The organism is Embleya sp. NPDC059213, assembly GCF_042754445.1.
Taxonomy (GTDB): Bacteria; Actinomycetota; Actinomycetes; order Streptomycetales; family Streptomycetaceae; genus Embleya.
In genome coordinates this window covers 1-16088 of the sequence record NZ_JBHZAV010000095.1, presented here as the reverse complement: position 1 = coordinate 16088, position 16088 = coordinate 1, and the positions used below count along the sequence as shown (strand labels likewise).

Annotated in this window: 8 protein-coding genes; 5 read left to right on the top strand and 3 right to left on the bottom strand. The window is 74.6% G+C overall.

From position 1 onward, the window contains the following. Positions 1–177: 177 nt before the first annotated feature. From lanL to ACFXMF_RS29365, 5 genes are all read left to right on the top strand, one after another. Positions 178–3126 carry a class IV lanthionine synthetase LanL gene (gene lanL / locus ACFXMF_RS29385; RefSeq protein WP_379988381.1) on the top strand — a complete coding sequence of 983 codons (2949 nt, stop codon included), beginning with the start codon at positions 178–180 and terminating at the stop codon, positions 3124–3126. A gap of 5 nt (positions 3127–3131) precedes the next feature. Further along, the gene (locus ACFXMF_RS29380) at positions 3132–4949 is read left to right on the top strand and encodes an alpha/beta fold hydrolase (protein ID WP_360310478.1); all 1818 of its coding nucleotides are present in this window, start codon (positions 3132–3134) and stop codon (positions 4947–4949) included. Between the two features lie 79 nt (positions 4950–5028). Continuing rightward, a complete protein-coding gene (locus ACFXMF_RS29375) occupies positions 5029–5166 on the top strand; it encodes a VenA family class IV lanthipeptide (protein WP_020549100.1) in 138 nt (45 codons plus the stop codon). A 349-nt stretch (positions 5167–5515) separates the two neighbouring features. Next, on the top strand, positions 5516–7282 hold the full coding sequence (locus tag ACFXMF_RS29370) for an ATP-binding cassette domain-containing protein (protein WP_379988382.1): 1767 nt from the start codon (positions 5516–5518) through the stop codon (positions 7280–7282). Positions 7283–9236: 1954 nt separating this feature from the next. Beyond that, positions 9237–12161 (top strand): ATP-binding cassette domain-containing protein, encoded by a 2925-nt coding sequence (locus ACFXMF_RS29365; RefSeq protein WP_380020847.1) that lies wholly within the window; start codon positions 9237–9239, stop codon positions 12159–12161. A 60-nt stretch (positions 12162–12221) separates the two neighbouring features. Here the strand turns inward: ACFXMF_RS29365 and ACFXMF_RS29360 are convergent, their stop codons facing one another. From ACFXMF_RS29360 to ACFXMF_RS29350, 3 genes are all read right to left on the bottom strand, one after another. Beyond that, positions 12222–13370 carry a hypothetical protein gene (locus tag ACFXMF_RS29360; RefSeq protein ID WP_360310225.1) on the bottom strand — a complete coding sequence of 383 codons (1149 nt, stop codon included), beginning with the start codon at positions 13368–13370 and terminating at the stop codon, positions 12222–12224. Positions 13371–13505: 135 nt separating this feature from the next. After that, on the bottom strand, positions 13506–14435 hold the full coding sequence (locus tag ACFXMF_RS29355) for a 3-oxoacyl-ACP reductase (protein ID WP_360310227.1): 930 nt from the start codon (positions 14433–14435) through the stop codon (positions 13506–13508). A 148-nt stretch (positions 14436–14583) separates the two neighbouring features. Next, positions 14584–15660, bottom strand: a complete 1077-nt coding sequence (locus ACFXMF_RS29350) for a Zn-dependent alcohol dehydrogenase (RefSeq protein ID WP_360310229.1) — start codon at positions 15658–15660, stop codon at positions 14584–14586. Positions 15661–16088: the final 428 nt, after the last annotated feature.

Genomic DNA, 16088 nt, shown 5'->3' with positions numbered 1-16088 from the left:
GCCCGAACGCGCTGCGTACGGTCATGCCGACCCGCCGGGGGGAGCGATCCGAGGCGGGGGCCACGTCGGCGACCGGGTCCACCCGGTCGCTCGACACCGTTTCCGGGCACCGGTCGACCAGCGCGACGCGCATCGTCGACCGGGGCGCGAGGGCACAGTCGAGGGGGAAGTCCAGGGATGGCTACGACGACGCGTGGGCACCGTGCGGAGCGCACCGGCGGCCACGGCGCATCGGGTACGAACCTGGTCGACCGCGTCCGTGCCGCGCTCGACCGTGCCGCGGTCGGTGCCCGGGAATCGGATCACGAGGGGCGCGGGGCACGGCGGGGCGAGGCGGCGGCGGGCTCGTCCGGTGGGTCCGGTGCCTCCGGTGCGGCCGGCGCGAACGCCGAGTGGGACGTGCGCTCGGACGACTTCTGGTGCACCGTACGACCGCCCGGGCACGCGGCCCGGGCCCAGGGCTGGAAGATCCACGTCAGCGCGCGGACCGGGGACGCCCCGCACGTGCTGGGCCGGGTCTGCGACGTGTTGTTGCCGCGCCGGGTGGCGTTCAAGTTCGCCGGCGACCTGGAGCGGTTGCGGATGCTCAACTCCCGCGAGGCGGACCGGGCCTCGGCGGGCAAGTTCATCACGATCTACCCCGACGACGACGAGCAGTTCATGGAGTTGGTGGACGCCCTCGACGAGGTGACGCGCGAGCTTACCGGACCGGGCATCCTCTCCGACCGGCCGTGCCGACCGGGCAGCGTCGTGCACTACCGCTACGGCGGCTTCGGCCGGCGTGCGGTGCTCGGCAACGACGGCGGCTACCGGGCGGTGCTCACCGACCCCGACGGGCTGGCCGTGGACGACGCCCGGGAAGCCTGGTTCACGCCGCCGGCGTGGGCGCCCGATCCGCTGGTGGCGCGGGCCCGTTCGGCGCGGGCCGGGACGCCCGCCGCGTCCTCGACGCCGGGTGTGCTGATCGCGGGTCGCTTCGCGGTCACCTCGGCGCTGCGGCACTCGGCCAAGGGCGGCGTGTTCCTGGGCCGCGACACCACCGACGACACCGCCGTCGTGGTCAAGCAGGCCCGCGCGCACATCGAGGTGGACCGCTCCGGGCGGGACGCGTGCGCCGCGTTGCGGCACGAGGCGGTGGTGATGCGGCGGCTCGCGCACACCGGCCTGACCCCTCGGCACGTCGCGCTGGTCGAGGAGGCCGAGACGATCTTCCTGGCCCAGGAACGGGTGCCGGGCGAGCCGCTGCGCACCTGGGTCGGCCGGCACGCGCAGGACCCGGACGTGCCGTGGGCCCTGGCCCGACCCCTCGTGCTGGAACTGCTCCGCATGGTGCACACCGTGCACGCCGAGAATCTGGTGATCCGCGACCTGTCGCCGACGAACGTGCTGGTCGCGCCGGACCACTCGGTGCGCCTGGTGGACCTGGAGTTGGCCGCCGAGATCGGCTCCCGGGCCGGCGCGGCGGGCACGCCCGGATATCGGGCGCCGGAGCAGCGTCCGACCGCGGACGGTGGGCATCTCGTGCACCCCGCCGCCGATCTGTACAGCCTGGGCGGGTTGTTCTTCCTGCTGGCCACCGGCGCCGACCCGGCGCTGCCCGAGGATGTCGGCGCGAGCCGCGACACGGTGGAGCGGCTCGGCGTGTGGTTGGCGTCGGCCGCTCGACACGGCGAGACCGCGCGGCGCCTGGCACCGGCGATCCGCGGCCTGTGGGCCGAGGATGCGACGGCGCGGTGGACGGTGGAGCGGGTGGGGGCGTTCGTCGCGGGCGTGGCCGGGGACGAGTGCGGCGTGGTGCGGGCGGATGGCGGGCCGGACGGCTCCGCGGTCGCTGCGGCTGCCGGACCGGGCGTGCTCGGGCGGCAGGACGCGCCGGACGGGCCTCGGCCGCATCCGGACACCGAGGGCGACAAGGTGCCGCCGCATCCGCTGCCGCCCGACGACGACGCGTTGCTCCTGGACGGGCTCGCGCACCTGGTCGCGACCATGACGCCGGGGCGGGTGGATCGGCTGTGGCCGATGACGGCCGGCGCGGCGGCGATGGATCCGTGCAGCGTGCAATACGGGGCGGCCGGGGTGCTGGGGGTGCTGGCCCGGGCCGCGCACACCACGACACTCGAACCTCGGCTGCGCTACGCGCTGCATCGCGCGGTCGAGGACGGCGCCGTGTGGTTGCGCGACCGGGCGGCGGCCGAACCGGTGGTCCTGCCCGGTCTGCACTTCGGCCGGTCCGGGACGGCGTGGGCGCTGTACGACGCGGCGACCCTGTTGGGCGACGACGAACTCGCCGCGTCGGCCGTCGAGACGGCCCTGCGGGTGCCGATCGTGTGGCCCAACCCGGACGTGTGCCACGGCGCGGCCGGCGCCGGTCTGCTCCAGGTGCGGATGTGGCGGGCCACCGGCGACGATCGTTTTCGCCGACGCACGCTCACCTGCGCCGACGCGCTGTTGGGCGCGGCCCGGCAGGCCGGCGACCTGACCCTGTGGCCGGTTCCGAAGGACTTCGATTCCCGGTTGGCCGGCGCCGCGCACCTCGGCTTCGCGCACGGCGTCGCGGGCGTCGGCACGTTTTTGCTGGAGGCGGCGCTGACCACCGGTCGCGAGGACTGCCTCGACGGGGCGCGGGCCGCGGCGCGCACGCTGCTGCGGACCGTGCGCGTCGACGGCGACGCCGCGTGGTGGCCGCAGGGTCCCGGCGATCCGGCGGGCGTGCGGCTGGCCCACTGGTGCAGCGGTTCGGCCGGCGTCGGCACGTTCCTGATCCGGATGTGGCAGGCGGACGGCGATCCGCGGCACCGCGAATCGGCCGAGCGCGCGGGCGTCGCGGTGCACCGCGCCCGCTGGCACTCGGGCACCACCGCGTGCCACGGCCTGGCGGGCAACGGCGAGTTCCTGCTCGATCTGGCCCAGGCGCTGGACGACCCGATCCATCGCGCGCACGCCGTCGACCTCGCCGGGCAACTGCGCGCCCGGACCGCGCTGATCGACGGCCTGCGGGTGCCCGCCGACGAGAGCGCGATCGGCGTCTCCGCCTCGTACGGCACCGGCACGGCGGGGGTCCTCGGCTTCCTGCTGCGGCTCGGCCACGGCGGTGCCCGGCTCTGGTTGGACGGTGAGGACGCGTGAGCACCATGGTGACGACTCGGCCGCTGCGGCGGATCAGTTGGTCGTTCGCGGCCGACGGCGGGCACGCCGCCTGCCTGGCCACCCACGGCGACGGCACGTGGCGGGTCGAGTCCTGGTCGTTGCGACCGGGTCGGGCCAGCGGCGCGTTACCGGTGGGCACCGGTGCGCCCGAGCGGCTGCACAGCCAGTTGCTCGCGCTGCCGGACGGCCGGGTGTTGGTCTGCCGACACCAGCCGGGGCGGCACGAGTTGGCCCTGCTGGAGGCCGACGACGCGGGCAGCGAGCGGCACTTGGCCACGGTCCGGCTGCCGGGTCTGCGGTTGTTGCCCTATCCCGGCCCGGACGCGCTGGCGCTCGCGCTCGGGGCGGACACGACGCCCTCGACCACGGTGTGGCTGGTCCGCGAGGACGGCCGGTTGGACGCCGCGGCGGAGTTGTCGGGCCTGTACAGCGGCGGGGTCTGGCTCGACCCGGACGGGCGGCGGCTCGCCCTGGACGAGGTGCGGGGCGGCCGCGTCAAGACCGTCGCGCTCGACTTCGAAACCGCCACGGTGCGGCCGTTCCTGGAATTGACCGAGGAGAGCAACGATCGTTTGTTGCTCGCCGATCCGGTCGGCGGCCTGCTGGTGATCGCCAGCAACGCGCCGGGCTCCGATCGCCTCGGCTGGATCCGACTGCCCGCCGACCGGGGGCAGTTGCCCGGTCGGGTGCGCCTGCCCGAGCTGGTACACCTGCCGGACGCGCAGGTGCGGCCGATCGCGATCGCGCCGGACGGCCGCCGGGTCGCGCTCCAGTTGGACCGGGGGGCGATATCCCGGTTGGCCATCTGGACCCCCGAGGACGGCACGCTGGTGGAGGTCGCGACCCCGGACGGTTGTCTGGGCGCGGTCGGCCGGTGGACCGATCAGGGGCTGCGCGTCCCGTACTCCGCGCCGGATCGGCCCAGTTGCCTGGCCCGGTTGGATCCGGAGCAGCCCGGGTCATGGCGTCAGGACGGCGAGCCGGGTCCGTTCATCGGCTTCGAGGACGCGACCCGTCCGGTGTGGCGGCCGGCCCATCTGGAGCTTTTGGTCGGGGGCGCCGGGCCGATCGAGTCGGTCGTGTACGGCGGGCCGGACTGGCGCGCCGCGGAGCATGTGCTGCTCGCCCTGCACGGCGGTCCCGCGGCGGCCTGGCGGTTCGAGTTCGACCCGCTCCTGCAACGGCTCGCGGCGGCGGGCATCGCGGTGGTGGCGCCCAATCAACGTGGCAGCACCGGCTACGGCGCGCGTTTCGCCCGCGAGTTGCACGGCGCGTGGGGCGGTCCGGATCTGGCCGACGTGACCGCGATCGGCCGCACCATGGGCGCCGAGCGGGCCGCGTTCAAGCTCGCCCCGCCGGCCCTGTTCGGGGTCAGCTACGGCGCCTATCTCGCACTGTTGGCCGCGTCGTTCGCGCCGAACGTGTGGTCGAGGTGTCTGGCGGTGGCGCCGTTCCTGTCCGGGCCGAGGTTGATCGCCCAGGCGTCGCTGCCGATTCGCGCGCTGATGACCCGGCTCGGTGGCGACACCGAGTACGTCGACGAGCAGGGGCCGCGCGATGTGGTCGCGGTGTGCGAACGCATCGCCGTACCGCTGCTGTTCGTGCACGGCGACCGGGACGACACGATCCCGGTCGGCCAGTCCCGAACCCTGCGGCACACCCTCCTCGGCCGCGGCCGGGTCGAGGGTACCGATTTCCGCTATCTGGAGCTTCCCGGTCTGGGCCACGAGGTCCTGACCGGGGATGGGGCACCCGATCTCCACGCACGCCTGACCGGTTTCCTGCAAACCGGCCGGGTGTGACGACAGGGGGGAACCGCCCCGCAACACCCGTCGCGGGCATCCGCTCGCGACGGCGGCAACGTCCCGAAGGAGATCCACCATGGAGCACATCGAGACCGACCTCGCGGCCCTGCAGCAGCTCCCCGAGACCGAGTCGGTCGAGCTCGGCGGGCACGGCGGCAACGGCTGCCAGTTCACCTGTCTGCTGGTCACCTGCCTGATCTTCACGATCAGCTAGTTCCGGCGCCGCGCGTTCCGGCCGGTCGGCCGGTGGCGCGACACCGGGCCGGCGTCCGTCTCGACGGGCTGCGGTTCGCCGCGGTGCGCGGGTGGACGACCCGGTGAGCACGAACCCGGGACCGGGAGTTCCTGCCGGAATCAGGAGCTCCCGGTCTCGGGCCGACCTCAGCATGGCAATCGCGGACGGTTCGGGGCGGGCGGCACGCCGCCGGTACGTCCCGTGCTTGCGCTTGGTTGCGCTTCGTATCTCTTCGTACTTCGTATCTCTTCGTACGTTCTTCTTCGTCGCGACGGCGCCGTCCGGGTGCCGCCCCGTTCAACGCTCCGCGCACCCGAGGAGTCACGCTGTGGCCGATGTTGCGATAGCCACGCAGGTCGCCCCGACCCGGGGGGATCGCACCGGCACCGGCGTGCGGGCCGCGTTGCGGACCGCGCCCGGGCCGACCCTCACGCTGGCCCTGGCCGTCCCGGCCGGGTCGATCGCCGCGTTGTTGTTGCCTGCGGCCGTGGCCGGCTCGGTGGACGCGGTGGTGCGCGGCGATTCCGCGTCGGGGCCGACCCTGCGGTTGGTGGCCGTGCTCGTGTTGGGGCTGCTCGCCGGTGTGCTGACCGAGATGGCCGGGCCGGGTCTGGCCGCCGAGCTGACCGCGCGGTTGCGCCGGCGACTGGCGGTGCGGATCACCGATCTGGGCATCGGGGCGCGGAATCCTTTTGCCGCCGGCGACGTCGTCTCGCGACTGGTGGGCGCGGCGCCGGACGCGGCCGGATCGGTCCCCGCGCTGCTGGGTACGCTCGGCGCGCTGGTCACCTCGCTCGGCGGGATCGTCGCGTTGGCGCTGATCGATCCGTGGCTGGCCGTCGGCTTCGTCGGCGGGCTTGTGCCGGGTCTGCTGGTGGTGCGGCTGTTCATGGACCGGGCGACCGACCTGTTCACCCGCTATCAGGTGGAGCAGAGCGGCTTGGCCGCCCGGCTGGGCGACGCGCTCGCGGGGGCCCGGACGATCCGGGCCTGCGGTACGCACGATCGCGAGATCGCCCGGGTGCTCGCGCCGCTGCCCGGGTTGTCGGCGGCGGGCCACAGCCTGTGGCGGGCCCAACGCAACGCGGTCGCCCAGGTGTTGCTGCTCGCGCCGATGGTCGAGCTGACCGTCCTGTCGACCGCCGGATGGCTGCTCGCGGACGGCCGGATCCCGCCCGGGCAACTGGTCGCGGCAGCCGGATACGCGGCGCTCGGACTGGGTTTCCTGGAGCAGGTCGAGGCGCTGGTGGCCGTCGCCCACGCCCGGGCCGGGCGGGTCCGGGCGGACGAGTTGCTCGCGGTCGAGCCCGCCGGGTACGGGACGGCGCGCACCCTGCCGCCGGGGCGTGGTGAGTTGACCTTCCGGGGGGTGTGCGTGCGGGTGCCGGAGCCCGGTCGGGACACGCACCGGGTGGTACTGGACGGGATCGACCTGACGGTGCCGGCGGGCGCGTGCGTGGCGCTGGTCGGGGCCTCCGGGTCGGGCAAGTCGACGCTGGCGGCACTGGCCGGGCGGTTGCGCGAGCCGGACGAGGGCGAGGTGCTCCTGGACGGCCTGCCGGTGACCCGGTTGGCCCGGGGCGAGTTGCGGCGCGGAGTCGCCTACGCGTTTCCGCGGCCGGTGCTGGTGGGCGCGGACGTGGCGGGGGCGCTTGCGTACGGGCGGCCGGGGGCGAGTGCGCAGACGGTGACCCGGGCGGCCGAGATGGCCTTCGCGGACGACTTCGTCCGCCGGCTGCCGGCCGGCTACGCGACCCGTACCGAGGGCCTGGCCCTGTCCGGCGGCGAGGTGCAACGACTGGGCCTGGCACGGGCGTTGGTGCAGGATGCGCGGGTGCTGGTGCTGGACGACGCGACCGGCGGGCTGGACACGGTCACCGAGCACCGCATCCACGAGGCGTTCCGCACCGGCCTCGCGGGTCGCACCCGGTTGGTGGTCGCCCACCGTGCGGTCGCGGCAGCCGACGCGGACCTCGTGGTCTGGCTGGACGCCGGCCGCGTCAGGGCCCTCGGCACCCACGCGGAACTGTGGAGCGACCCGGCCTACCGAGCGGTGTTCACCACGAACGACGCCTCCTCCGGCCCGAGCCGATGAGGGACGGGACGGGATGAGCGAGGCGGCGACCGGCGACGCACCCATGTGGCGGCTCGGGCCCGGGTGGCGGGCCGGGGGCGAAGCGGTGGGGCGCGGGGTGCGGGCGGGTGGGGATGCGGCGGCGGACGGGAATCTGCCGTCGGAGCACGGGGCTCGGGTGGTGAGCGGGGCTTCGGCGCCGGAACGAGGGCTGGGGTCGGCGTCGGGCGGGGACTCGGCGGAGCGACCCGAACGGGCGCGGACGGAAACCGGCCCTGTGCACGAGGCGTCGGCCAAGCGCCCCCGACGGATGCCGGCGACGGCCGAGGAAGGGTCGGCTTGCGAGGACTCGGCGGGGTCGTCGGGGCGGACACCGACCTCGGTCCGGTCCACGCTCGGGCCGCCGGCCGGGCGACCGGGAAGCACCCCCGCGGACGGCGGGGCGCCGGCGGCGGGCGAGGGGCCGGGAGCGGACGAGGCCGCGCGCGAAGCCTTCGCGGCGCGACCCGGACAAGCCCCGACGGCGCGCCACGACAGGGCGGGCGGCACCCCGGGCGAGTCTCCCGCCGGACGACCGGGGCGGACACCGGCGGAACACGGGGCGCCGGCGGCGGGCGAGGCCGCGCGCGAAGCCTCGGCCGGGCCGTCGCGGCGGGGACCGGTGGCCGGTCGAACCGGCGAACGGGCCTGGTTCTCGGCGGTCTCCGTGCACGCGACGCACACGCCGTTCCCGTGGGTCGGGCCGTCGACCCCGAACGCCGCCACCGACAGGACGCACTCCGGCGACCCGGCCGGGACCGAAAGGGGAAGCCGGATGACCGACGACGGACCACAGGACGCGTTTCGCGCGGACGTGGCACAGGGCGACGGTGCGTCGGGCGCGGATCGAGAGCGCGCGACGACGGGCGCGGGCGACCGCGTGGTCGCCGGCACGGGTGCGGAGGTGAGCGACGGTGCGAGTGCGGGCGATGGTGTGGTGTCCGCGGCTCCGGAACGAACCGGGCGGCGTTGGCGGCTCCGGAACGGGTGGGGGCGGAGCGGCCGACGGCGGGCCGTGCGGGCGGGCATGGACCCGGACGTCGGCGAGAACCCCCCGCAACGAGCCGAGGCCCCGCGCCGGGGCGGGCGACGACGAGTGGTGTGGGCCGGCCCGGGTCGGGAGACGGACGGGAACTCGCCGAGCCCGCTCGAAGACGCGACCGCGGCGGCCGAGGCTCCCGGCAGGCGATCACGACGGCTGGTGGTCTGGACCGGCATCGAGGCGGAAGCGGACCGAGGTTCGCCGCCCGGCGCCGACGAGGAGGGCGGCACGGTCGAGGCCGTCGGGCGAGGGGCGTGGCAGCGGCCGGTGCCGCGGGGCGCCGGCAGCCCCGAGCCGGGCGGGCACTCGTCACCGGGCGCCAAGGACGAAAGCACGGCCGCCGGCCGGGGTCCACGACGGCGCGTGCTCCGGCTCGGCCCGAACCCCGAGCCGAGCCGGGACTCGGCTCCCGCCCATGAAGACGAAGGCGAAGCCTGCGAGGCTCCCGGCGGGAACACCCGGGCACCGACGGCGTGGGCCGGCACGAATCCGGAGCGGGACCGGAACTCGGCGGGTGCCGCGGGACACACGGGTGAGGCAGCCGCCGAGACTTCGGCTCGCGGCACCGCGCCGCGAGCGCCTCGGGGTGACGCCGATCCCGAGCCCGAGCCCGACCGGAACGCTGCGGACGCCGTCGGCCACGCAGGTGACACGGCCGAGGCCCCCGACCGGAGCGCGGGACGACGCACGCTCCGGGCCGACGCCGAGCCGGGCCCGAGTTCATCGCACGGCCACAAAAACGAGAACAACGCGGCGAAGACCCCGAGCCGAGGCATTCGGCGGTCGATGCCCGAGGCCGGCCCGGAGTCCGAGGCGGACCGGGACTCGGCGGAGAGCCGCCGCAAGGCAGGCCGGGCGGCCGACGAAGCCCCCGACCGGAGCGCGGAGCGACACGTGGCACGGGCCGACACCGAACCCGAGGCCGACCGGGACTCGGCGGACACCCGCCGCAAGACGGGCCGCGCGGCCGACGAAGCCCCCGACCGGAGCGCGGAGCGACACGTGGCACGGGCCGACACCGAACCCGAGGCGGAGCGCAGTTCGCCGTGCGGCCACGACGGCCGGGACGGCGCGGGGACGGTCCTCGGTCGGGGCGCTCGGCGGCGGGTCACCGAGCCGGGCCCGGAATCCGAGGCGGACCGGGACTCGGCGGAGGCCATCCCGAGCGTGGGTGACGCGGCCCAGGCGCCCGGGCGGAGCGCAGGGCGATTCGTGGCCTGGAGCAACGGCGGCTCGGAGTCCGGCTGGGAGTCGGGTGAAGTCCTCGGCCGGATCATGCGCAGGCGCGTGGTCGGAGCGGATGCGAGGCCGAGGCCGGGTCGGGGCTCGGCGGGCGCCGTCCGGGATGTGGGTGGCGCCGCCGACGTTCCCGGCTCGGGAGTGGTGTGGGTCGGCTTGAGTCCCGGGCCGGATTCGGGCTCGGCGGCCGTCTCGCCGGGGCGGGACGATGCGGCGGCTCCCGGCCCCGGGGCGGACTCGGGCTCCGCGTCCGTCCCCGAGGGTCGGGACTGCGCGGCGGAGGTCCCCGGCTCGGGCCCGGAATCCGGCACGGACGACGCGGCCAAGGCTCCCGGCCGGGCGGCGGGTGGGGATGCCGGCTCGGGCCGGGGGCGCGGCCGCGGGCGTCGGCGGGCGGGGCGGGGCAAACCGGCGGCGCGACAGGTCCCCGGGGCCGCGTCGGCAGCGGTTCCCGGTGACGTGGGTGGCGAGTCGGCGGTGGATGGGGCGCTTCCGCCGTCTTCGGCCGCGGACGATCCGACTCGCGATGGCGAGCCGGTGTCGCCGGTGCCGGTCGATACCGCCGCGAGTGGGGCCGGGTGGGTGCGGGTCGAGGTGGCGGCCTCGGTTGCTGCGCCGACGCGTGCCGGTGCGGCCGCGCGGCATCGGCGACGGGCCGTGCGCGGGGGTGGCCTCGCCAGGGGCGCCCGCGTCGGTGGCGGGCGCTCGGCGGACGCGGGCAAGCCGTCGGCGGCGCCTCGGCGGCGGCACAGTGCCGGGCCGTACGGGGGTGGGCTGCGGGCCGGACAGGCGCTGTTGGTCGGGCTGTTGCGGGAGCGGCGGGAGCCGTTGCTGCATGTGCTGGGGTGGTCCGTGGCGGAGGGCGTTCCCGCGCTGCTGTCGGGTGCGTTGCTCGCCGCCGCGCTCGATCGCGGGTTCCTGGCCGGTCGACTCGGCGTCGGGTTCGTGCTGCTGGGCGTACTCGCGCTGGCGATGCTGATCCGCGCCGCCGCGACGTACGCGATGTTCCCGCACCTCGCCGCCGTGGTGGAGCCGATCCGGGACACGCTGGTACGCCGGGTGGTGTCCGAGGCGGTGCTCGACGCGACGTCCGGGCGCCCGGACGCGGGGCGGCACGCGGCGGCGGCGGTGGCCCGGCTGACCGAGCAGGTCGAGAGTTGCCGCAACCTCACCGCCTCGCTGCTGCGCACGCTGCGCCAACTGGGCGTGACGATCGTGGCCGCGCTGCTCGGCCTCGCCGTCCTGGCACCGTTGTTGTTGCCCCTCGTACTGATCCCGCTGGGTCTCGCCGCGTGGTTGTTCGTCCGCCTGTTGCCACCGCTGGCCCGACGCCGGCGTGCGCTGGTGCTGGCCGACGAGGAGATCGCCACCCGCACCGGCCGCACCGTGGCCGGCCTCCGGGACGTGATCGCGTGCGGCGCGCAGGACCGCGTGGTGGCCGAACTCGGTGCCGCCGCGGACGCCCAGGCGCGCGCCGCCAAGCTGCTCGCCCGCGCCTCCTCGGTGCGTCTGCTGGTGGTCGCGCTGGGCGGCCACCTCCCGCTGCTCGCCGTGTTGATCGCCGCGCCCTGGCTGGTCCGGCAGGGCACCTTGAGCACCGGCGAGGTGGCCGGCGCCGCGCTGTATCTGGCCCAGCACCTGGAGCCCGCCGTACGCGCCGCGACCGCGACCGTGGGCGGCTGGTTCCTGGAGTTGCTCGTGGTCGCCGGTCGACTGGCCCGGACGGGCGGCGCGGCTCCCGCGCCGGTGCCCGCCGCCCGCACCGCGGCGGACGCGGCCGACCCCGACGACTTCGTTCCCGGCGCCCCGTTCGCCCTGGTCCTGGACCGGGTCACCTTCGGCTACGGCCCGTACGCCGAGCCGGTCGTGCGTGATCTGTCGATGACCGTCCCACCCGGCTCACACCTGGCCGTGGTGGGCCCGAGCGGCATCGGCAAGTCCACTCTCGCCGCGTTGCTGGCCGGCCTGCTGCCCCCGGATCAGGGCACCGTCTCGCTCGCCGGCCGGCCCGGGGCCGCCATCGGGTGCGGCACCATCGCGGTGGTCCCGCAGGAGGCGTACGTCTTCGCCGGTTCCGTGCACGAGAACCTGAGCTACCTCGACCCGGACGTCACCCGCGCCGCGTTGGACCGCGCGGTGCGCCTGGTCGGCGCGGCCGAACTGGTCGCCCGCCTCGGCGGTTACCACGCGCACCTGGCCGACCCGGGCACGTTGTCCGCCGGTGAGCGCCAACTGATCGCGCTGGCCCGCACGTACCTGTCCCCCGCGCGTCTGGTGATCCTCGACGAGGCCACCTGCCACCTGGATCCGCCCACCGAGGCACTGGCCGAGGCGGCGTTCGCCACCCGCGCCGGCGCCCTGGTGGTGATCGCGCACCGGATCGACTCGGCGCGTCGCGCGGACCGCGTCCTGCTCATGGACGGCAACCGGCCGATCCTGGGCACCCACCACGAACTGCTCGCCGAATCCCCGCTGTACCGCGACCTGGTGGGCGCGTGGGAGCACCGCCCGGGCGACCCGGCCGACTGGTTCGAGCGCAAGCCCGCCCGGGTCGAGGAGGACGCCCCGGACCGGGTCTGAGCCGGCCCGGCCGAGGGCACGCCGGATCGGTTCGACCCGCGCGCCCTCGGCCACCGCGACTCACGCGCCGTCGAGGATCTCCTTGAAGCCGTACGGCTCGTGCGGGCCGAAGAACAACTGCTCGACCACGCCCACCCCGACCCGTCCGGCGCCGGTCAGTTCGGTCACCCGGATCACCTGCTGCTGGTGCTGCCGGTCGAACTGGAGCGGGTCGACCTTGTCCAATTCCCAGCTCTCGTAGCCGACCTTCAGGTCGCCCTGCCACACCGCGTGCCCCCACTCGGAGTGCAGGTAGCCCAGCCCCGCGAGCAGCCCGCGGCTGCCGATCGGCTCGATCCGGTAGGCGAACGGCTCGCCCGCGCCGTCGGTCATGTGGAACTCGCCGCCCTGGATCCGCCGGGTGCCGGGGACCCAGGTGAGCGCGTGGTGATGCGGCGTCAACTTCTCGAACGCGGGCTCGTCCTCGGGCACCGGGACCGCCGCCGGGTCGGGCAGCGCGCCCAGCGGTGTCGCGGCGACCCGCTTGCCGTCCACGTGGTACATGTGCCCGTCCGCCCGCTCGAACGAGGCCCACAGGCTGACCTCGTCGTCCCAGTGGATCGGCGTCCACAACCACAACATCGGGTTGAACGGCTTGGGCGCACCGCCCTCGCGCTCGCCGACCGGCCGCACCCCCCACGAGCGGTCCCGGGTGCCGAGCGTGGTCGCCGGGTCGATCTCCAGGACCCGGCCGCCGGGCAGCGTCACCGTGCCCGACCACACGCCGAGTTGGGTCAGCCGGGTCGAGTCCATGATCACGTGATGCCCGTTGCGGGTGGTGGTGCGCTCCTCCTCGATCGCGGCGGCGCGCGCCGTGAACGTCAGGTCGCAGCCCAGCCCGTGCTCGTTGGGCTCGACGTACACCCGCAGCACCTTGAGCGGCGTGCGCACCTCGATGCCGACCGGGCCGACGGTGAGGTCGAAGCGGTCCAGCGGCGCCCGGCGGGACGCGTGCAGGCTGTGCTGGACGCCGTCCACGCTGATCGTGAAGTGCGCGTCGGCGACGAAGCGGTTCGGGTACAGGCCGTGCGAGAACGCGAAGTAGAACGCGCCGTCGCGGTCGTAGCCGTTGAACCAGTAGCGGTCGTACGCGTTGCGGTCCGAGGTGGCGGGCGTGGCCACCGGCTCGGGGGTCTGGTGGATCGGGAAATCGTCGGCGGAGGTCAGCACGGGGAACCCCTTCTCGATGCGGTACGGGGAGCGCTTGATGACCCCTGCGCGGGCCGCGTCCCGACACGTGTCAACGGTGTGGGCGAAAGGCGGGGCCGGGGGTGATCCGCCACCTCCGGCCCCGCCTTTCGAGAATCAGCGCGGGTCGCGCTTGAGGAAGAGCAGGTCGTCGGCGGTGTAGCCGGCGCCCAACTTCTTGTCCGCGTAGTGCGCGGAGAGCACCTGGTCCAGCTCGTCCGGCGTGAAGGTGGCCTGCTTCGAGTCGAACTTGGCCTGGAGCGTGGGGCGTTCGATCACCGCGACGAAGCCGCCGTGCACCACGAACGCCTGACCGGTGACCTGCTCGGCGGCCGGGCTGGCCAGGTAGGCGACCAGCGGCGCGACGTGCTCGGGCGCCAGCGGGTCCATCTCGCCCTCGGCGACGTTGTTCGCGCTCTCGCCGAACACGTGCGTGGTCATGCTGGTGCGCGCCCGCGGGCAGATCACGTTGGCCCGCACGCCGTACTTGACCAGCGCGTTCGCGGTGGACATGGTCAGGCCCACGATCGCCGACTTGGCCGCGGCGTAGTTGGGCTGTCCGGCGGAGCCCGCCAGCCACGCCTCGGACGCGGTGTTGATCACCCGCGCGTACACCGCGCCGCCGGTCGCCTTGGACTTCTCCCGCCAGTACTTCGAGGCGTGGTGGGTGGTGTTGAAGTGGCCCTTGGCGTGTACCGCCAGGACCGAGTCCCACTCCTGCTCCGTCATCGAGAAGATCATCCGGTCACGCAGGATGCCCGCGTTGTTGACCACGATGTCGATCGAGCCGAAGGTGTCGATCGCGAGCCGGATCAGCTTTCCCGCCGCGTCGAAGTCGGAGACGTCACCGCGGTGTGCGGCGGCCTTGCCACCGGCCGCGACGATCTCGGCGACGACGTCGTCCGCCGGGTTGGGGCTGCCTTCGGGGGCGAAGTCGTTGATCACGACGGCCGCGCCCTGCTTCGCGAGTTCGAGTGCTTCGGCGCGGCCGAGGCCGCGGCCGGCGCCGGTGACTACGGCGACCTTGCCATCCAGCGACGTGGTCATGCGGGTGCTCCCGTGGGGTCTCGGTTGATTGCTGCGGTGGCGTGTCGGTCGGCTCGGGATGCGTTGCTCCCACCCGCCCACCCGTTGCGTCGGGTGGGCGGGTCGCGGATGACGACACCGCTTGCTGCGGGTCGGGGGTGCTGCTCGGTCAGAGGGTGACGATGGTGCGGATCGACTCGCCGCTCTTCATCAGGTCGAACGCGTCGTTGATGTTGGCGAGGGTCAGGCGGTGGGTGATCATCGCCTCCAGGTCGAGTCGACCGGCGCGCCACAGCTTGGTGATCCGCTCGTACTCGGTGACGATGTCGCCGCCGCCGTAGATGCTGCCGATGATGCGCTTCTGGTCGAAGAACAGCTCGAACATGTTGAACGAGACGTTGTCGTCCATCGCGCCCGCGCCGACGATGATCACGTCGCCGCCGCGGCGGGTCAGGTCGTACGCGCTGCGGGCGGTGAACGACTTGCCGACCACCTCGAACACGTAGTCGAAGCCCTGGCCGGCGGTCAGGTCGCGCTTGGCGTCCGCGGCCTGGTCCGGGGTGATCGCGTGGGTGGCGCCGAACTTCTTGGCCCACACGTGCTTGGACTCGGCCGGGTCGATGGCCACGATCTCGGCGGCACCGGCCGCGCGCAGACCCTGGATCACCGCGATGCCCACGCCGCCCGCGCCGATCACCGCGCAGGACGCGCCCGGCTCGATCCGCGCGCTGTTGAACACCGCGCCGACGCCGGTGGTGACCCCGCAGCCGATCAGCGCGGCGATCTCGTACGGCACGTCGTCGGCGACCTTGACCGCGCACGGCGCGGCGACCACGACCTCCTCGGCGAAGGTGCCGGTGCCGGTGAAGCCGAACGACGGGGTGCCGCCGAAGGTGAAGTTCTGGGTGCCGGCGTTCATGAACCCGGCCAGGCACAGGTTGGACTGGCCGCCGCGGCAGTAGTTGCAGGTGCCACAGGGCGGCGCCCAGCAGATGATCACCCGGTCGCCGACCGCGACGGTGGTCACGCCGTCGCCGACCTCGACCACCTCGCCCGCGCCCTCGTGGCCGGGTACGAACGGCGCGGGCTGGGGCAGGACGCCGGTCATCGCGGACAGGTCCGAGTGGCACACGCCGGTCGCGTGCAGCTTGACCCGCACGCGTCCCGGGCCCATGCCCACGGCCTCGACGTCATCGCGGACGTCGAGCTTGTCCTGGCCGGTCTCGTGCAGAACCGCAGCGCGCATGGGGGCTCCCTCGTCTTTCCTCGAACCAATACTTGGCCCGGTCAAGAACTATAACTTGTTCTCGTTTTGACTCAAGACCAATGACACAGTCAAGGTATCTGCCGCCGAGGGAAGGCGAAAGGCATCCACCCCCGGACAGGGCAAGCTCACACCTCGGAACGTCGAACGCACGCGCCATCCGGGCGCGGACGGCACGATTGCGGGCGCGACGGCGGACGGGAGCGCGGGTGCGGGCGCGCGGCTGCGGGGCATGCGGGCGGACAGGGCGGCGCCGGGAGCGCTTCACCGCGTGGGCCGGATGCTCGGCGCGGACGAAGGTCATCCGGCGATCGAGGTCACCCCCATGGCAACGGGGCCGCGCCCGCCGAGCGCGCCGGGCGGGGATATTTGTATTTGAGATTCGGGGTCGGGTTAGAGAGTTGCTATCA

Bases quoted from the DNA above. Each gene is read 5' to 3' on its own strand.
- lanL (WP_379988381.1), top strand. From the start codon at position 178: ATGGCTACGACGACGCGTGGGCACCGTGCGGAGCGCACCGGCGGCCAC.
- ACFXMF_RS29380 (WP_360310478.1), top strand. From the start codon at position 3,132: ATGGTGACGACTCGGCCGCTGCGGCGGATCAGTTGGTCGTTCGCGGCC.
- ACFXMF_RS29375 (WP_020549100.1), top strand. From the start codon at position 5,029: ATGGAGCACATCGAGACCGACCTCGCGGCCCTGCAGCAGCTCCCCGAG.
- ACFXMF_RS29355 (WP_360310227.1), bottom strand. From the start codon at position 14,435: ATGACCACGTCGCTGGATGGCAAGGTCGCCGTAGTCACCGGCGCCGGC.
- ACFXMF_RS29350 (WP_360310229.1), bottom strand. From the start codon at position 15,660: ATGCGCGCTGCGGTTCTGCACGAGACCGGCCAGGACAAGCTCGACGTC.